Raw genomic sequence first — 17,829 nt, 5'->3', positions numbered from 1 at the left:
TTCCGTAATTAAGTGTTCTAAAATTAGTAAAAAAATCAAATTACTTGATAAGAATACTTCTGAATTTCGGTATGTTTTTTAACGCCATTCCCGTTCCTCGAACGACGGCTTTCAGCGGATCTTCGGCAATATACACCGGAAGATCAGTTTTTAAAGAAATTCGCTTGTCCAAACCACGCAACATCGATCCACCACCGGCTAAGTAAATTCCGGTATTGTAAATATCAGCGGCAAGTTCGGGTGGCGTTTGCGAAAGCGTCTCCATAATCGCATCCTCAATTCGTTGAATCGATTTGTCTAATGCTTTGGCAATTTCTCGGAAAGAAACTTCAACTTGTTTGGGTTTCCCCGTCAACAAGTCACGACCTTGTACCGACATATCATCCGGAGGTGATTCTAACGAATCCGTGGCTGCACCAATGGTAATTTTAATTTTTTCAGCGGTTGTTTCCCCTACAAACAAATTGTGTTGGGTACGCATGTAATAGATGATATCGTTTGTAAAAACGTCACCTGCAATTTTTACGGATTTATCGCAAACAATTCCTCCCAAGGCAATTACTGCAATTTCAGTGGTTCCCCCACCGATGTCCACAATCATGTTTCCTTTGGGCTGCATAATATCAATACCGATACCGATAGCCGCTGCCATAGGTTCGTGAATCAAATACACTTCTTTTCCATTCACGCGCTCACAGGATTCTTTTACCGCACGCATTTCCACTTCTGTAATCCCCGAAGGAATACAAACCACCATGCGCAAAGCAGGAGTAAACATTTTTTTCTTTAAAGCCGGGATACTTTTGATAAAGGCTTTAATCATTTCTTCTGAAGCGGCAAAATCGGCAATAACACCATCCTTTAGCGGGCGAATGGTTTTGATGTTTTCATGCGTCTTCCCCTGCATCATATTGGCTTCTTTACCAACCGCAGTGATTTTTCCCGTGATGCGATCGCGCGCAACGATCGACGGACTGTCGATGACTACTTTGTCGTTGTGAATAATCAGGGTATTAGCGGTACCAAGGTCAATTGCGATATCCTCGGTCATGAAATCGAAAAATCCCATACGATGTTACAGGGTGTTAGTTTGTTATTTATGAATCAGCCCACAAAAATAATAAAATTAATGTTTGAAATGACGTGTCCCTGTAAATACCATAGCAACATTATTTTCGTTGCAATACGCGATGCTTAATTCATCTTTTATCGAACCTCCTGGCTGAATAACCGCGGTAATTCCTGCATGATGGGCAATTTCTACGCAATCCGGAAAAGGGAAAAAAGCATCACTCGCCATCACGGCACCGTTAAGGTCAAATCCAAAGGAACGCGCTTTCTCAATAGCTTGACGTAGCGCATCAACGCGTGAGGTTTGTCCCGTGCCGGAAGCAATCAATTGACCGTTTTTGGCCAAGACAATGGTATTTGATTTGGTGTTTTTGCAAATTTTTGAGGCAAACAATAAATCATCAACTTCTTGTTCGGTGGGCTTCGTTGTGGTCACGTAAGTTAGTCCGTTTTTGGTGTCGGTGACCGCGTTTCGATCTTGAACTAAGAGACCATTCAAACAGGTTCTAACTTGTTGTTGGGGTAATTCTGTAGGGTGTTGCACCAAAAGGATACGATTTTTCTTTTCTTGCAAAAGGGTTAGCGCCTCAGGTTCAAATGAAGGGGCAATAACCACCTCGCAAAAAAGTTGATTTATTTCTGCTGCTGTCGCTGTATCGATGGTATTATTAGCGATTAAAACGCCCCCAAAAGCGGAAGTAGGATCGCCTGCTAATGCATCTAAATACGCCTCTTTCATGCTTGCCCGGGTAGCCAAACCACAGGCATTATTGTGTTTTAGGATGGCAAAAGTGGGCGCACTGTCTTTGAATTCTAAAATGAGATTAACCGCTGCATCTACGTCCAAAAGGTTGTTGTAGGACAATTCTTTGCCGTGAGCTTTGGTGAATAAGGCCTCAAAGTTACCAAAGAAAAATCCTTTTTGGTGGGGGTTTTCACCGTATCGCAACGTTTGACCCTGATCGGAACTCATTTTAAAAATAGTCTCCTCTTGGTTGAAATAATTGAAAATAGCCGTATCGTAATGCGATGAAGTGTGAAAAGCTCTCGCGGCCAAAAATTGACGTTGCTCCAAAGTCGTACTCCCGTGGCCCGTTTCTAAAAGGTCTAAAAACAAACGATACTCGTTGACCGAAGGCACAATGACCGTGTCTTTAAAGTTTTTGGCAGCTGCTCGAATCAGCGAAATTCCTCCAATATCAATTTTTTCAATAATCTCCGCAGCAGAAGCTCCCGAAGCAACCGTTTTTTCAAAAGGATACAAATCCACAATGACCAAGTCCAATTGCGGGATGTTGTACGTTTGCATTTCCTCTACATCCGTGGCATGGTCTTGACGGTTCAAAATACCCCCAAAGATTTTGGGATGTAAGGTTTTAACACGTCCCCCTAAAATGGAAGGATAATCGGTTACCTCTTCAACGGGAATCACAGGAATCCCTAAGTTTTTTATAAATTCTTCGGTGCCGCCAGTGGAATATAGGGTAACATTTAGTTCGTGAAGTTTACGAACGATGGGCTCGAGACCGTCTTTCGAAAATACCGAAATCAGGGCCGACTGAATAGGTTTTGTAGTCGTCATGTTGTTGTGTTTAGTAAGGCGCAAAAGTAGCGTTTTTTTACCCTATTTTTCAAGTGAATTTTAAAATAAAAAAGAAGATTTTGTCTCGCTTGTAACAATTGCCGATAAACCGCTACTTATGGAGTGTAAAGACAAAAGTTGTATGCTTTTATACCTTCGGTTACTCAACGAAAGTTTCGGATTTGCCATGAATGCGTTGCGCAATAACAAATTGCGTACGTTTCTTTCGTTATTGGGGGTCACCATCGGTATTTTTTCTATCATCGCTGTATTGGCAGCTGTCGATTCTTTAGACCAAAAAATTAAAAAAGAATTAAGCAGCTTAGATAAAAACACCATTTATTTATTCAACGATACCTTTGGTCCCTCGTCTGTACCCGCCTGGAAACGCGAGCAATTTCCAAATGTTAATTATGCGGAGTTCGAATATTTACAAGACAACTTGCCCGATGCTGCACAACTATCGTATCAAATTTTCTTAAAATGGGAAAATGTGAAATACGAAGACAAAACCATGTCCAACGTCAATGTGGTGCCTGTCACGCATACCTTTATTGATATTCAGGGGTTTGAGTTTACGGAAGGACGTTTTTTCAATGCTTCTGAGTCCAATTCGGGAGCTACGGTGGCGGTTATAGGGGCCGAATTGGCCGAAGGACTTTTTGGGACATTAAACCCTTTGGGGAAACAAGTGCGCATGTACGGCCAGCGGTTTACCATCGTAGGCGTTTTAGAGAAAAAAGGTGATGGAATGTTCGGTAATGACGATACCTCAATTATCATCCCCGTTAATTTTATCCGTCGGGCTTTGGGCGAAAACAAATCGATGACGCCGGTTATTGTGATCAAGCCTGTTAAAGGAGTTGATATGGAAGCTTTTAAAGCCGAATTAACCCAGAAGTTGCGCAACTACCGCGGGATGAAAGTCGACGAAGACAATAATTTCTTTATCAATGTATTTTCTGGTTTTACCGATTTAATCGATGGAATTATCAGCTCGATGAACATTGGAGGCTGGATTATTGCGGCATTCTCGTTGTTGGTTGGTGGATTTGGAGTCGCCAATATCATGTTCGTATCCGTGAAAGAACGCACCAACTTGATTGGGATTCAAAAATCATTGGGTGCCAAAAACCGATTTATTCTTTTTCAGTTTCTATTTGAAGCAGTCATCCTCTGTCTTTTCGGGGGATTGATAGGGATCGGCTTGGTTTGGATGCTTACGATTCTTTTGACTTCTGCTTTAGATTTTGAATTTATCCTCAGTCTAGGAAATGTGCTGAAAGGAACAGGTTTGGCGGTGTTGATTGGAGTGATTTCTGGAATTCTCCCTGCGATTTCTGCCGCACGATTAGACCCCGTGGAAGCTATTCGCAGCGGAATGTAATTTGTATTTGTGTTAGTTTGTTATAAAAAGAAAAGCACGGTCGTTGGAAACCGTGCTTTTTTATTTTATGCTAACGTTTAACGAATGGGGCGATTCAAAATGAGATCTAAATACAGATTTACTTTGTTTTTTAATTCTTTACGGTGTGCGATAAAGTCCAAGAAACCGTGTTCCAAAACAAATTCAGCGGTTTGAAAACCTTCGGGTAAATCTTTTCCAGTAGTATCACGAACAACACGAGGTCCAGCAAAACCAATCAAGGCCCCTGGTTCAGAGATGTTAATGTCGCCCAACATTGCATACGAGGCCGTTGTTCCTCCAGTGGTGGGGTCGGTACATAAAGAAATGTAAGGAATTTTTTTATCGGCCAACTGCGCTAATTTAGCCGAGGTTTTGGCCAATTGCATTAACGAATATGCCGCTTCCATCATACGCGCTCCTCCTGATTTAGAGATCATCATAAAGGGAATGTTGTGTTGCATCGCATAATCAATACCGCGGGCAATTTTTTCCCCCACAACAGCACCCATCGACCCGCCAATGAAAGCAAAGTCCATACAACAGACCACCAAATCCTCTCCTTTAGATTTTCCTACAGCTGTACGTACCGCATCTTTCAATTTGGTTTTGTCCATGACTTCTTTCAATCGCTCGGAGTATTTTTTGGTATCTACAAATCCCAGCGGGTCTTTCGACGTCATCTTGGCATCCAATTCTTTGAATTCGTTGTTGTCAAAAAGAATTTCAAAATACTCTTTACTTCCAATACGCACATGGAAATCATCTTCAGGACTTACCCATAAATTGCGCTCCAATTCATCGGCATCGACAATTTTACCCGTAGGCGATTTATACCAAAGTCCTTTGGGAACATCTTTCTTTTCTTCGGTAGCGGTTTTAATCCCTTTTTCTGTACGTTTAAACCAAGCCATAGTTTGTTGTATTAGGTCATGAAAATGGTTGCTTACATCTCATAAAGTAGTGTAAGCGTTATTTCAAAATTTAAATTAAGGTATTTACGTTGTTTAAGTCAGCAAAAGCCTGCTCCAAACGGGCATTGAATGTGACTTCACCCTCACGAACCCATTTGCGGGGGTCGTAATGTTTTTTATTCGGAGAGTCGGCTCCTTCTGGACTTCCGATTTGTGTTTTCAAGTAGTCGATTTTGCCAGTCATATAATCGCGAATACCTTCGGTAAAGGCAAATTGAAGGTCGGTATCAATATTCATCTTGATAACCCCATACGAAATGGCTTCACGAATTTCTTCTAAAGTCGATCCTGAACCGCCGTGGAATACAAAATCAATCGGGTTGGCTCCTGTGTTGTATTTTTCTTGTACATAATCTTGCGAATTTTTCAAGATTTTAGGCGTAAGTTTCACGTTTCCGGGTTTGTATACTCCATGTACGTTTCCAAAAGCGGCCGCAATGGTGAACTTAGGACTAACTTTCATTAATTCTTCATAGGCATAAGCAACTTCCGAAGGCTGTGTATAGAGTTTTGAGCTATCAACATCAGAATTATCAACGCCATCTTCTTCTCCTCCGGTAATACCAAGTTCGATTTCCAAAGTCATACCCATTTTGCTCATTCGCGCTAAGTATTGTTGACAGATTTCAATGTTTTCATGCAACGGCTCCTCCGATAAGTCAATCATGTGGGAAGAAAACAAAGGTTTTCCTGTTTCGGCAAAATGTTTTTCAGACGCATCCAACAAGCCATCAATCCAAGGCAATAACTTTTTGGCACAATGGTCGGTATGTAAAATTACTGTCGCACCGTAAGCCTCAGCCAAAGTATGTATATGTTTTGCACCAGCCACAGCTCCTAAAATAGCCGCTTGCTCGCCTGCATTTGACAATCCTTTTCCGGCGTTAAATTGCGCTCCACCGTTGGAAAACTGAATAATAACGGGAGCTTTCAATTTTGCAGCAGTTTCTAAAGTACAGTTGATCGTACTCGAACCCACAACATTGACGGCAGGTAAAGCAAATCCTTTTTCTTTCGCGTAAGCAAATATCTTTTGAACTTCATCACCGGTAGCAACTCCGGGTTTAATGTGGTGTGACATGGTGTAGTTGTATTTATCGTTAAGCGACAAAAGTAAAAATAAAAAAAATTAGAACGGATAATTTATCCCGATATTTAGTACCGACTTCGATAAGGTGATCTCTCTCAGCCATTTGTTTTCAATCTGTTCCGAAGGATTGTAGGTTTTAAAACCAATGTCAAATCGCACCACAAACAGGCCTTGGTCATAGCGCAACCCCAAGCCACTCCCCAGCGCAATTTCATCCATTGACTTCCAGCCTTTGAATTGAAACGAAGCTTGCTCCACGTTGTCAAATACATTCCAAATATTACCCGCATCGGCAAAGAGTGCTCCATTGAATTTTCCAAACAAATTAAAACGGTATTCCGCATTAAACGCCAGCTTCATATTGGCCTCATTAAAATCGTTGATCCCTCCGCTACTTCCTGGGCCTAAACTATACGGTTGCCAAGCGCGATTGTCATTGGATCCTCCCGAAAAGTAACTTCGTGAAAACGGAATGGAGTTGGAATTTCCATATGGAACGGCCAAACCAGCAAAAGAACGAATGGCGATAACACTTTTTCCCGCCAACTTCCAATGTTTAATGTACTCGATTTCACCTTTTACGTATTGTGAAAATTCAACATCAAAAAAGGTATTGGCTCCTGTTTGGGTTTCCAATTGTTTGGAGGCACGGGCCAACAACGCCAAAATATTTCCCGCCGATTCAAATTTAGTGCGGATGGAATAAAAATCATTGTCATTGACACCGCGATTGGTGGTTTTATAAAAGGAAATGTTGGTGGCAAAGATGAGGTTGTTTTCGGTCAAACGTTTGCGGCGTTCTACAATGCTGCGAATGGTGCGCAAATCTGTCGCAGAGGGCGTTATGGTGGGATTAGCACCCAAAACAGCATTGATAAAACCATTGGCCCCGGCATCAATAATCAAATTGTTATTGGCATCAAAAAAGGAGGGATCGGCATTGTAATTTAACGCCAACACATTTAATACATCATAGGAAGACCGATAAATATTGAAATAGTTTCCAATATTCACATTTTTTACAAATTGAATATTTAAAAGGTCAAAACGAATGTTGGTGTTTTTTCGGGGCGTCCAATTGTAGGTAAAGGTTCCCGTAAAGTTTTGTTTGTCCAAACCGATGTTGCGTTGTTTGGCATAACCAATGGTCATAGACGTCGTAGGCAACATAGTTTTGGGAATGATTTTTTCGGTATTGAACAGAAAGAAGATACGCGGGAAATTCAACTTCGCATCCAAACCGATTTCAGAAATATTGAAAAAAGTATTGTTCGGATTGGCCAAGTCTTGTGAGGAACCTACGTTGCCGCGGAATCCAATTTCAAACGTTTCCGCCCCATTAAAGACGTTGCGAATTCCCAAAGACGTATTTCCCGAAATACCAAAATCCTGAATATTCGAATGCGTGAAATCAACCGAGGCGCCAAAAGTATATTTTTTTCTGGGAGTCAAATAAATGTTGGCAATCAATCCGTTGGGGTCCTTAGGGTCTTGTTGGTATTGAATGGTAGGGTATTTGAAAACCCGTAAATTACTCAAATAGCGTGTGGTTAATGAGGTATTGTTGTCTGAAAACAAACTCCCTTTGGTGATAAAAACCGCGTCGGTAATCGCTTTGGGACGGTACTTTAATTTTTTTTCACTGTACAAAACAAAGTCTTTGTACGTAACGCTGTCTTTGCTTTTTATTTCGTTTTTGCTGGTCGAATGATCGGTGAAAATGGCCACTTTATTGATGGTATAGAGTTGAAAAGGAGCCGTTTTGGCCGTGTCATTCTCGCGGTAGCTGTAGTCTTTAATGAGTAAACGTACATTTACTTTATTTTGCGTCCCCAAGGTGTCTAGGGAGTACCGTATGTAGTTTTGTTGAAAAAGGTAGGCGCCGTTATTGCGAAACTCAGAGGTAATGCGGTCCCGTTCGGCGTTGAGGGTTTCGGTTTCATAGGGTTTGCCCGATTTGATGAGGGAGCGCGCCGCAGTTAACCGAAATAATGAATCGAGCTTGGGACTCGAAATTTGGGGCTTCAAACTGTCAATTAGGTACGGTTTTTTGAGGTCGACACGGTAACGAATGCCAATTTTTTTTGCTTTTGACGTGTCTTTTTCGATGGTAGTGGCTACGTCAAAATAACCTTTGTTGTAGTAAAATGAGTTGAGCCGTTTGATTGATTTTTGGGTACTGATCGAATCAAACAAGGCAGGCGGTTCTCCCGTTTTCATCAAAAAATTACTCAATCCCGAAACGATAAATGATTTTCCTAAGCGCTCCACTTGCTTGGCCGACAAAAATCGATTCAGCCGTTCTTGTCGTTTGGGTTTTCGTTGCAACCATTGTTTATAAGCGGTATCGGCATTTTGCTTGGCCAAATTGTACAGTTGCAAGCGAAGGCGATACCCCAATATTGACGTGTTGGGTTTTTGGTATAATTGCACATAAACGGTTTCGTCGCGCGTGGGTTTACCGTTGATTTCAATTTCATTCTTGACCAACAACCGTTTATTGTTGGGAACCCGTTGGGTAACATTACAGGCCACAAGAAAAAGGACGATTCCGGTGAATAATGCTATTTTTGTAACGTGGACGCGCAAAGGTTCAAATTTTAAATCCAAAAGTAACGTTTTTTTATGGTGAGCAAAAACCAAATCAAGTTAATTGCATCCTTACAGCAAAAAAAGTACCGAACTGCCGAGGGCCTCTTCATTGCTGAAGGCGTGAAGGTGATTACCGAACTCTTGCATTCCCATTTTCAGCCGGTATATCTTTTTGAAACAGAAAAAGTGTTGCCTCCAACTTCAATCTCGCCGGAACTTATTTCCCCCGATATATTAAAAAAAATGTCGGCGTTACACGAACCCAACAATTGTCTTGGCGTTTTTAGAATGCGTGAACCACAAGCTATTCTTGAGGAGGGATTATTGTTGGTTTTGGATACAATTCGCGACCCAGGCAATCTGGGGACGATTATACGATTGTGCGATTGGTTTGGGATAACACAAGTTGTTTGTAGTGCCGCCACTGTCGATGTGTATAACCCCAAAGTTGTGCAAGCGACCATGGGATCGCTGAGTCGCGTTTCGGTAGAATATACCGATATTGAAGCCTTTTTGAGGCAAACGAAGTTGCCCATTTATGGAACCTTTATGGACGGAGTTTCGGTGTACAAACAAAACTTACCGCAATCGGCCATTGTACTTTTAGGAAACGAAGCCAACGGTATTTCGGATGCAGTTGCCCAACACGTAACACATCGATTGTCTATACCCCGATTTGGCGATTTGCAACAAACGGAGAGTTTGAATGTGGCAACGGCAGCGGCTATATTTTTAAGTGAATTTCGACGAGCGACTTAGTGGAACGTAAAGTTAACCACAAAACCTCGTGTACGGAAGCCCGAAATGTTGCCTGTCCAAGGGCTATCGGGATTGTTGTCGCGAATCAGTTCATCGCCCATACCAAAGATGCCGCGGATGGACGGTGAAAATTTGAAATATTCGAGATAAAGGTCTATTCCAAATCCGATTTCATAGTTATTGGTCCATTGTTTGACTCTAAATCGTTGTTGGTAATTGTCATCCAACGACTTAGAATTACTGGATAAGTTTAAGGTGGTATTCACCCCTCCGACCAAATAGGGACGCACATTTCCGACGCGTTTTGAAGAAAATTTTAAAAGTAGCGGAAAGGAGATGTAGGTGGAACGAACTTCCCGCAATGCATCGATGGTTCGGGTAAAACCAGAGTAGGTAAGATTGCGTTGAGTGTAATACAATCCAGGTTCAAAACGCAAATCAATATATTCATGCAAGCGAAGATTTCCAACCAAACCTACATTAAATCCTGTCGTTCCATTGACCACAATATCGCGTGCAGGGGGGTTGATGTAATCAATTTTGAAGTCAAAACTGTTAAATCCCAAAAAATAACCCCAATGCACTCGTTGCTTGTCAAAGTTCTCCAAATTAATAATAGGATCTCTAGAAAACATCCCTTTGGATTGCGCGGTCAATCCTAACGAACAAAAACAAAACACGAATAAAAAATACCTCATAACTTATTTTGATGCAGTGTATATCGTGGCTACACCAAAGGTTTGGGGCAGCGCTTTCACGTTAGTAAACCCAATTTTACGCAAAATATTGTTTAGTTGTTCTCCATAAGGAAAAACAGCCGCTGATTCCGAGAGGTATCCATAGGCTACATTGTCTTTGGAGAAAAGTCTCCCGATAAGGGGAAGAATATTTTTGGTATACAAACGGTATCCTTGTTTGAACGGCGTTTTTTCGGGTACTGAAGTTTCCAGGATGACAAAAATGCCGTTGGGTTTTAATACGCGTAAAATTTCAGCCAACCCTTTTTCTAAGGTTTCAAAATTTCGAATACCAAACGAAACAGTGATGGCATCAAAGTGGTTGTCGGGAAAAGGCATGTTTTCAGAATCCCCCAGCACCATAGCGATTCGGTTTTCGAGGGCGCGTTCTTTTACTTTTTGCTTTCCAACGTCCAACATTCCCGAGGAGATATCCAAGCCTGTGATTTTGGTTGCGTTGGTTTTAGCCATCAAAATCGCTAAATCTCCTGTTCCCGTGGCAATGTCGAGAACAGTATCGGGATTTTGTGCTTGTACCAGGCGCAATACTTTTTTACGCCATTTGACATCGATACCAAAGGAAATTACCCGATTTAATCCGTCGTAATTTCCTGAAATGGTGTCAAACATCTGCGTGACTTGTTCCTTTTTTCCTAGAGAGGAATCTTTGTAAGGCGTAACATTTTGTGCCATAAGCGAGTGCTGATTTGCGCGGCAAAGGTACATAACTTACCGCATTTTTATATAGCTTTATTTCCGACGGTAGGTGCAATAGGTATACGAAACGGCATGTTTGTCGTCGGCGGGGTGCGATTCAGTAGCGATTAATTCCCACTCTTCCTCTGGAATTTCAGGAAAAAAAGCGTCTGCTTCAAATGTGGCATGCACGCGGGTCAATTCAATAGTATCGGCCCAACGCATGGCTTGATGGTAAATTTCGGCGCCTCCTATAATATAAGTTACTTGATCTTTGGGGCAAACTGTTAGTGCCTCTTCAAGGGAATGCACCACAAGACATCCTTCATAGGTATAATCGGCTTGACGGGTAATGATTACATGGGTGCGTTGTGGTAGGGGTTTGGGAAAACTCTCAAATGTTTTCCGTCCCATCACAATATAATGCCCCGTGGTTAAGGCCTTAAACCGTTTGAAATCGTTGGGTAAATGCCAAACCAATTGGTTGTCTTTTCCTAGCGCATTGTTCTCCGCCGCCGCGGCAATTAAGGTAATCATGGAATTGTTTTTGAAGATGTAAAAATACGTTCTTTCATTCAAATGTGGGGTTGGAATTCCGTTTCCCGACGTTTTTTAGTCAAAATTTGACGTTTGTTTAGCCAAAAATGGACGGAATCCATAAAACTCAAATTTACAATCCACGATTAAGAAAACGTTTTCCTAAATTTTTTTAATGAGAAAAAAAACTAAAAAATAGCAATTGAACGATAATTTTTGGCAGTTTTTGTGAATATCATAAATCGTATTTGGAGCGATACAACCGCCGAAATATTTGCTTTACTTTGTTGCAGTAATCTATAAATGAAATAGTTATGGCGATTAAGAAACAGTTTGTAAAGACGAAGCCGGTTTGTAAAGTGACGTTTACTGTAGAAGCCAAGGATGCGGCCACAGCGGCTGTTGTGGGAGATTTCAATGATTGGAATCTTGAGGCCGGTTCACTATCGAAATTAAAGAACGGATCGTTTAAAGGTGCCTTTGATTTACCCAAAGACAACACCTTTGAATTTAGATATGTGGTGGATGGCGAATACCTTAATGACCCAGAAGCCGACAGCTACCGTTGGAATGCTTATGCCAACGCTGAAAACAGCGTTTTAGAAGTATAAGTTTTAGTTGGTTTGTTTTAAAATCCGCCCTGCAAGGCGGATTTTTTATTTTTATTCCTCTTCAGAGAAGGCTTGCACGGGAATATGAAAAGTGGCTTCAATAGGTATACCCTTAACTATCATCGGTATAAAATCTTTATAGTTATAAATCAATTGTACGATTTTGTTTTCAATTTCAGGAAATATTGAATTGTCTACGATGACATGAGTAACTTTTCCTTGTGAAGTAACGTTGAATTGCAATAATACATAGAAATTGATATTGTATTTCAAGTCACTTAAATTCTTAATGATGTAATTGTAAAAATCATCAATGCCTCTGTTGTTTTTTGTGTTTAAATTTATAATCGGTTTTTTATAGTCGATTTTTTGATTTAAACTGTCGATAGTATATCCTGAAACAAATTCTCCAGCTTGGTACTCTTCTACAAAGGATCTACGAATTCGCGTATCCATTCCTTCCCATGTCCCCTCTTTTTTTCCGTCGCTAAAACGCCCTGTCTCCGTGCCATTTTCGGAATCCATTGTGGCACTACCGTTTCCATTGGCAATTAATTTTTCGCCATTTTCACCGTAATAGTTGAGGATTAAATAGTCTATTTTTTTATTTTTCTTGTCGTAAACAAAATCCCCTTCTTCCTTGACTTGTCCATTTTGATAATAACTCGTGTATCGCTTTGTTTTTAAATTATTTTGATACATCACTTGCGATTTCACCTGGCCATTTTCATAATAAGTTTTTTGCCAACCGGATTTAATTTTTTTAGTAAAGTCACTAAATTCAGTGGTTTGAATTAGATAATTTTTAGCATTGAATTTTTTTTCAACGGTTATTTTTTCGTTGAATTCAATTACCCTTTTTGTGAAAAAAGTTTCTGGTGTAGCTGGATAACCAATAGAATCTTGGTAAATAATTTTAGTTGTTTGTCCCCTTGTTAAAAAGAAAGAACTAAACAATAAAAGTAGGGAAAGGTAAAATTTCATTTGTATCGGGTTATACAGCTACCGCTCCTTTAATATGCGGATGTGGATCATATCCTTCCAAGGTAAAATCTTCATAGGTAAAAGCGAAAATATCTTTTACATTGGGGTTGATTTTCATGGTAGGCAACGGGCGTGGCTCGCGACTCAATTGCAATTCCAATTGTTCGAAATGGTTGTTATAAATATGGGCATCGCCAAAGGTATGGATGAAATCACCCGGTTGTAAGTCGCACACCTGCGCAATCATCATGGTTAATAACGCATACGAGGCAATATTAAAAGGAACGCCCAAAAAAATATCGGCGCTGCGTTGATAGAGTTGACAGGATAATTTGCCCTCGGCTACGTAAAATTGAAAAAAAGCATGACAGGGAGGAAGTGCGGCTTTACCGTTGGCTACATTTTCGGCAAAAGATACTGAAGTGTCGGGTAAAACCGAAGGGTTCCAAGCAGAAATCAACATGCGTCGGCTGTTGGGGTTGGTTTTCAATGTTGTAATTAATTCAGCAATCTGGTCGATATTTTTATCATCCCAATTGCGCCATTGATGACCGTATACCGGACCCAAATCGCCGTTTTCATCGGCCCATTCGTCCCAAATTTTAACGCCATTGTTTTGCAAATAGCCGATGTTCGTCTCTCCTTTCAAAAACCACAACAATTCATAAATAATGGATTTAACATGCAGTTTCTTGGTCGTCACTAAAGGAAATCCTTCGCTCAAGTCAAAACGCATTTGATACCCAAAGATACTTTTCGTTCCCGTTCCTGTGCGGTCTCCCTTTTGAACACCGTGTTCCATTACATGTTTTACGAGGTCGTGGTATTGCTTCACTCTAATTGATTTTTAAGATTCACGTTTTGATATTTCATCACGGATACGGGCCGCTTTTTCATAATCTTCATCTTGCACCGCATTTTCAAGTTGCTCGTGCAGTTCGGCAAGGCTAAATTTACTCAATCCAGATCCCGACGTGTCTTTGGAATCTCCTAGGGGCTCGGGCGACGATAGCACATCGTCACTTTCCGATTCAGAGCCCGTTGGGTTTAGATAGATTCCCGCTTTGTCTAAAATATTTTTATAGGTAAAAATAGGCGCTTGAAAACGCAAGGCCAAGGCAATCGCGTCAGAGGTGCGGGCATCGATAATTTCTTCGATTTTATCGCGCTCACAAATGATGCTGGAGTAAAATACGCCATCGACCAATTTGTGAATGATGACTTGCTTGACCACAATATCAAAACGGTCGGCAAAGCTTTTAAACAAATCATGGGTTAACGGGCGGGGAGGCTTGATCTCTTTTTCTAAAGCAATGGCAATTGATTGGGCTTCAAAAGCACCAATAACGATGGGCAATTTGCGCTCTCCATCTACTTCATTCAATATTAATGCGTAGGCCCCGTTTTGGGTTTGACTATACGAAATTCCCTTTATGGTAAGTTTCACTAAACTCATGTTCCTTCCTCTATTTTTCAATTTCTAAACCGCTTGACGCTACAGGTCTAGATGGCGGTTTTGTTCCTTTTGTCCTCCCAAAAAACGAACCCTCGTTTGTTTATCAGACTGTAAGGTTACAGCTTGCAAAATAACAAAAAGATTCGGTGTTTTTTTAAAAAAAATAACGCCCTTTGTGAAAAAACAAAAGGCGTTAGTATCGTATAAACTTTGGTCGGAATTGCTTAGCTATTTTGCGCTTTAAATTCCTTTAATTTCTGCGTTAATCGCGGTACGATTTCAAGGGCATCGCCCACAATGCCGTAGTCGGCTACCTTGAAGAAAGGCGCTTCGGAATCGGTATTGATTACCACTTTTACTTTAGAAGCATTGATCCCCGCAATATGTTGAATGGCACCAGAAATTCCTAAGGCAATGTATAGGTTAGACGCCACCGGTTTCCCCGTTTGTCCCACGTGTTCACTGTGAGGACGCCATCCGATATCGGATACAGGTTTGGAACAAGCTGTTGCTGCACCTAATGTAGTGGCTAAATCTTCAAGAATATGCCAATTTTCGGGACCTTTTAATCCACGGCCTCCTGAAACCACAATGTCAGCGTCGGCAATCGATACCTGGCCACTTGCTTTTTCAACCGCGGCCACTTTGGTAGCAAAATCACCTTCGTTTAATTGCGGTGCAAAGGCTTCAGCAGTAACACTCGTAGCGTTTTCATGGATTCCAAAGGAGTTTTTGGAGATACTCAACACCTTTACAGCGGTATTGATCGTGGTATAATTAAAGGCTTTTTGGGAAAAAGCACTGCGTTTCACTTGAAACGGTGCGGTGCTTACAGGAGCTGCGACAACATTTGATGCCATTCCTGCCTCCAAAGCAACCGCTACCAAGGGGGCTACATACAAGCTATCGGTAGAGGAAGAAAACACCACTACTTGAGCGCCTTCTTGACGAGCCGCTTGTTGGATTACATCGGCGTATGCTTTGGCATTGAATGCTTGGAGTGCGTCATTCTGAACTTGAAGGACTTTGTTTACCCCATATTTTCCCAATTCGCTAGCATCACTAGCGTTGATTGTTACCGCGGTAACCTGAGTTCCTAATGCGTCGGCTACTGCTTTGGCGTAGGAAGCTACCTCCAACGCTACTTTTTTGAATTTGCCGTCAGATGATTCGGCATAAAGTACTACAGACATAGTGATATTTTTTAGGAAGCTTAAATTACTTTCGCTTCGTTGTGTAATAAGTTAATGAGTTCGTCAAGATTGTCGGGAGAAACCATTTTCACCGCTGATTTTGGGGCTGGTTTTTCAAATTTAACAGCCTTCGTTTTATCGTCACCGCCAACAGGCTCAACAACAGAGAGCGGTTTTGTACGCGCAGTCATGATTCCACGCATGTTAGGAATACGTAAATCTTTTTCTTCTACAATTCCTTTTTGGCCACCAACCACCAAAGGTAATGCCGTTGCAATAACTTCTTTACCTCCGTCGATTTCGCGGGCCGCTTTGGCTTGTGTACCTTCTACGGTGAGTTCGGTACACGCATTCACAAAGTTGTACCCCAATAAGCCAGCCATCATTCCTGGTACCATACCTCCGTTGTAGTCCAAAGACTCTTTTCCGCAAATGATCAAGTCATACCCACCATTTTTAGCAACTTCGGCCAATTGTTGTGCTACAAAAAATCCATCCATCGGAACGGCATTGACCCGAATTGCGTCATCAGCACCAATCGCAAGCGCTTTTCGTAAGGTTGCCTCTGTATCAGGACCTCCCACATTTACAACCGTCACTTTAGCACCTTGTTGTTCTTGGAACCAAATGGCACGGGTTAATCCAAATTCGTCATTCGGGTTGATCACATATTGAACACCATTCGTGTCAAACTCCGTATCCCCGTTGACGAAGTTAATTTTTGAAGTAGTATCAGGCACATGGCTGATGCAAACTAATATTTTCATACCGTATAGAGGGGTTTAAATTTTTCCGATGTAAAAGTAAAAAATATATTTCTAATTTTTGTATGCACGCATAATATTTTTTCATATTTCAATCGATTTCGCCAAAGATTCTTGAAGATGTTGGGGGAAAGGTGGGTTTTTATAAAAAATTTAACGCAGATTTTCTTTTGGAGTAAAAAAATATCCAAAACGACACCTTAATCTTTTGCCGTTTTCGGTTGTTTTTTTTTATCTATATCGATTTCGTAAAAAAAGCACACACAAAAAAGGAAAGGGCAATATCTAAATCCTGTAGATTTGTTATTTTTGCCTTTCCAAAAATGGATTAACGATTTATTCGATATGAGAACGATACAATTTAGAGAAGCAATTGCCGAAGCGATGAGTGAAGAAATGCGTCGCGACGAATCAGTATATTTGATGGGGGAAGAGGTGGCCGAATACAATGGTGCTTATAAAGCCTCCAAAGGAATGCTTGATGAATTTGGTCCCAAGCGTGTTATTGATACCCCAATTGCAGAGTTAGGATTTGCGGGTATTGCTGTGGGTTCTGCGATGAACGGATGTCGTCCGATTGTAGAATTCATGACTTTCAATTTTTCTTTGGTTGGGATTGATCAAATCATCAACAATGCGGCCAAAATGCGTCAAATGTCAGCGGGACAATTCCCCATGCCTATGGTGTTCCGAGGACCAACCGCTTCTGCAGGTCAGTTGGCGGCTACGCACTCCCAAGCTTTTGAGAACTGGTATGCCAATTGTCCTGGATTGAAAGTAATTGTTCCTTCCAACCCGTACGACGCTAAAGGGCTTTTAAAAGCGGCTATCCGTGATAACGACCCTGTTATTTTTATGGAATCAGAGCAAATGTATGGAGACAAAGGCGAAGTGCCTGAGGGCGAATACATCATTCCCATTGGCGTAGCCGATATCAAGCGCGAAGGTACGGATGTGACGATTGTTTCTTTTGGAAAAATTATTAAAGAAGCCATGATTGCTGCCGACGAGTTAGCCAAAGAAGGTATTTCTTGTGAAATTATCGACTTACGTACGGTTCGTCCCATGGATTACGACGCCATCATTAATTCAGTCAAAAAAACCAACCGATTGGTAGTTTTGGAAGAGGCTTGGCCGTTTGCGAGTGTTGCTTCTGAAATTACCTATATGGTTCAAGAGCGCGCTTTTGATTATTTGGATGCGCCAGTACAACGAATCACCACCGCTGATGCACCAGCACCCTATTCGCCAACCTTATTAAAAGAATGGTTGCCCAATGCCGGTGATGTGGTAAAAGCTGTAAAAAAAGTAATGTATCGATAAGGATATTCTCTTATATTTGAAGCCATTTCGGGAAGTTCCGAGATGGCTTTTTTTT

Annotated in this window: 17 protein-coding genes; 4 read left to right on the top strand and 13 right to left on the bottom strand. The window is 41.3% G+C overall.

The genetic code is table 11. The features are described from left to right. Window positions 1–40: 40 nt before the first annotated feature. Both BUC17_RS03245 and purH read right to left on the bottom strand, forming a co-directional pair. Entirely contained in the window at window positions 41–1,069 is a 1,029-nt protein-coding gene (locus BUC17_RS03245) for a rod shape-determining protein (protein WP_073361559.1), read from the bottom strand. Window positions 1,070–1,126: 57 nt separating this feature from the next. Beyond that, the gene (purH, locus tag BUC17_RS03240; protein WP_073361557.1) at window positions 1,127–2,653 is read right to left on the bottom strand and encodes a bifunctional phosphoribosylaminoimidazolecarboxamide formyltransferase/IMP cyclohydrolase; all 1,527 of its coding nucleotides are present in this window, start codon (window positions 2,651–2,653) and stop codon (window positions 1,127–1,129) included. A gap of 142 nt (window positions 2,654–2,795) precedes the next feature. Between purH and BUC17_RS03235 the strand changes: the two genes are divergently transcribed. Further along, a complete protein-coding gene (locus BUC17_RS03235; RefSeq protein WP_073361671.1) occupies window positions 2,796–4,040 on the top strand; it encodes an ABC transporter permease in 1,245 nt (414 codons plus the stop codon). A 77-nt stretch (window positions 4,041–4,117) separates the two neighbouring features. Here BUC17_RS03235 and accD read toward each other — a convergent pair whose 3' ends face one another. The 3 genes from accD to tamL form a co-directional block, all read right to left on the bottom strand. Beyond that, entirely contained in the window at window positions 4,118–4,972 is an 855-nt protein-coding gene (gene accD, locus BUC17_RS03230; protein ID WP_073361555.1) for an acetyl-CoA carboxylase, carboxyltransferase subunit beta, read from the bottom strand. Between the two features lie 70 nt (window positions 4,973–5,042). After that, entirely contained in the window at window positions 5,043–6,113 is a 1,071-nt protein-coding gene (gene fbaA, locus BUC17_RS03225; protein ID WP_073361553.1) for a class II fructose-bisphosphate aldolase, read from the bottom strand. 48 nt (window positions 6,114–6,161) lie between these two features. Next, window positions 6,162–8,732 carry a translocation and assembly module lipoprotein TamL gene (gene tamL / locus BUC17_RS03220; protein ID WP_234977679.1) on the bottom strand — a complete coding sequence of 857 codons (2,571 nt, stop codon included), beginning with the start codon at window positions 8,730–8,732 and terminating at the stop codon, window positions 6,162–6,164. Between the two features lie 15 nt (window positions 8,733–8,747). Between tamL and BUC17_RS03215 the strand changes: the two genes are divergently transcribed. Next, entirely contained in the window at window positions 8,748–9,473 is a 726-nt protein-coding gene (locus BUC17_RS03215; protein ID WP_073361552.1) for a TrmH family RNA methyltransferase, read from the top strand. Here the strand turns inward: BUC17_RS03215 and porT are convergent. The 3 genes from porT to BUC17_RS03200 are packed head-to-tail and all read right to left on the bottom strand — an operon-like array spanning window position 9,470 to window position 11,443. After that, entirely contained in the window at window positions 9,470–10,171 is a 702-nt protein-coding gene (gene porT, locus BUC17_RS03210; RefSeq protein WP_073361550.1) for a type IX secretion/gliding motility protein PorT/SprT, read from the bottom strand. The two genes, BUC17_RS03215 and porT, sit on opposite strands and share 4 nt — an antisense overlap. A 3-nt stretch (window positions 10,172–10,174) precedes the next feature. Beyond that, entirely contained in the window at window positions 10,175–10,903 is a 729-nt protein-coding gene (gene ubiE, locus BUC17_RS03205) for a bifunctional demethylmenaquinone methyltransferase/2-methoxy-6-polyprenyl-1,4-benzoquinol methylase UbiE (RefSeq protein WP_073361547.1), read from the bottom strand. Between the two features lie 57 nt (window positions 10,904–10,960). Further along, window positions 10,961–11,443: a dihydrofolate reductase gene (locus tag BUC17_RS03200; RefSeq protein ID WP_073361545.1), complete on the bottom strand. Its 483-nt coding sequence runs from the start codon at window positions 11,441–11,443 to the stop codon at window positions 10,961–10,963. Window positions 11,444–11,757: 314 nt separating this feature from the next. On the opposite strand from BUC17_RS03200, the gene BUC17_RS03195 reads away from it, so the two are divergent. Then, the gene (locus BUC17_RS03195; RefSeq protein WP_073361543.1) at window positions 11,758–12,054 is read left to right on the top strand and encodes an isoamylase early set domain-containing protein; all 297 of its coding nucleotides are present in this window, start codon (window positions 11,758–11,760) and stop codon (window positions 12,052–12,054) included. 51 nt (window positions 12,055–12,105) lie between these two features. On the opposite strand, the gene BUC17_RS03190 is transcribed toward BUC17_RS03195, so the two are convergent. From BUC17_RS03190 to BUC17_RS03170, 5 genes are all read right to left on the bottom strand, one after another. Beyond that, on the bottom strand, window positions 12,106–13,038 hold the full coding sequence (locus tag BUC17_RS03190) for a toxin-antitoxin system YwqK family antitoxin (protein WP_143161698.1): 933 nt from the start codon (window positions 13,036–13,038) through the stop codon (window positions 12,106–12,108). A gap of 10 nt (window positions 13,039–13,048) precedes the next feature. Further along, a complete protein-coding gene (locus BUC17_RS03185; RefSeq protein ID WP_073361539.1) occupies window positions 13,049–13,873 on the bottom strand; it encodes a thymidylate synthase in 825 nt (274 codons plus the stop codon). Window positions 13,874–13,885: 12 nt separating this feature from the next. Then, window positions 13,886–14,494, bottom strand: a complete 609-nt coding sequence (locus BUC17_RS03180; RefSeq protein WP_073361537.1) for a bifunctional nuclease family protein — start codon at window positions 14,492–14,494, stop codon at window positions 13,886–13,888. 224 nt (window positions 14,495–14,718) lie between these two features. Continuing rightward, entirely contained in the window at window positions 14,719–15,687 is a 969-nt protein-coding gene (locus tag BUC17_RS03175; protein WP_073361535.1) for an electron transfer flavoprotein subunit alpha/FixB family protein, read from the bottom strand. A 20-nt stretch (window positions 15,688–15,707) separates the two neighbouring features. After that, a complete protein-coding gene (locus BUC17_RS03170) occupies window positions 15,708–16,454 on the bottom strand; it encodes an electron transfer flavoprotein subunit beta/FixA family protein (RefSeq protein ID WP_073361533.1) in 747 nt (248 codons plus the stop codon). A 324-nt stretch (window positions 16,455–16,778) separates the two neighbouring features. Here BUC17_RS03170 and BUC17_RS03165 point away from each other — a divergent pair, with 324 nt between their 5' ends. Then, on the top strand, window positions 16,779–17,774 hold the full coding sequence (locus BUC17_RS03165; RefSeq protein WP_288041118.1) for a pyruvate dehydrogenase complex E1 component subunit beta: 996 nt from the start codon (window positions 16,779–16,781) through the stop codon (window positions 17,772–17,774). Window positions 17,775–17,829 lie beyond the last annotated feature (55 nt).

Source organism: Flavobacterium fontis, from assembly GCF_900129405.1.
Classification (GTDB): domain Bacteria; phylum Bacteroidota; class Bacteroidia; order Flavobacteriales; family Flavobacteriaceae; genus Flavobacterium; species Flavobacterium fontis.
Note: the sequence above shows the minus strand (reverse complement) of the source record. Positions and strands in the feature narration are given on the sequence as shown.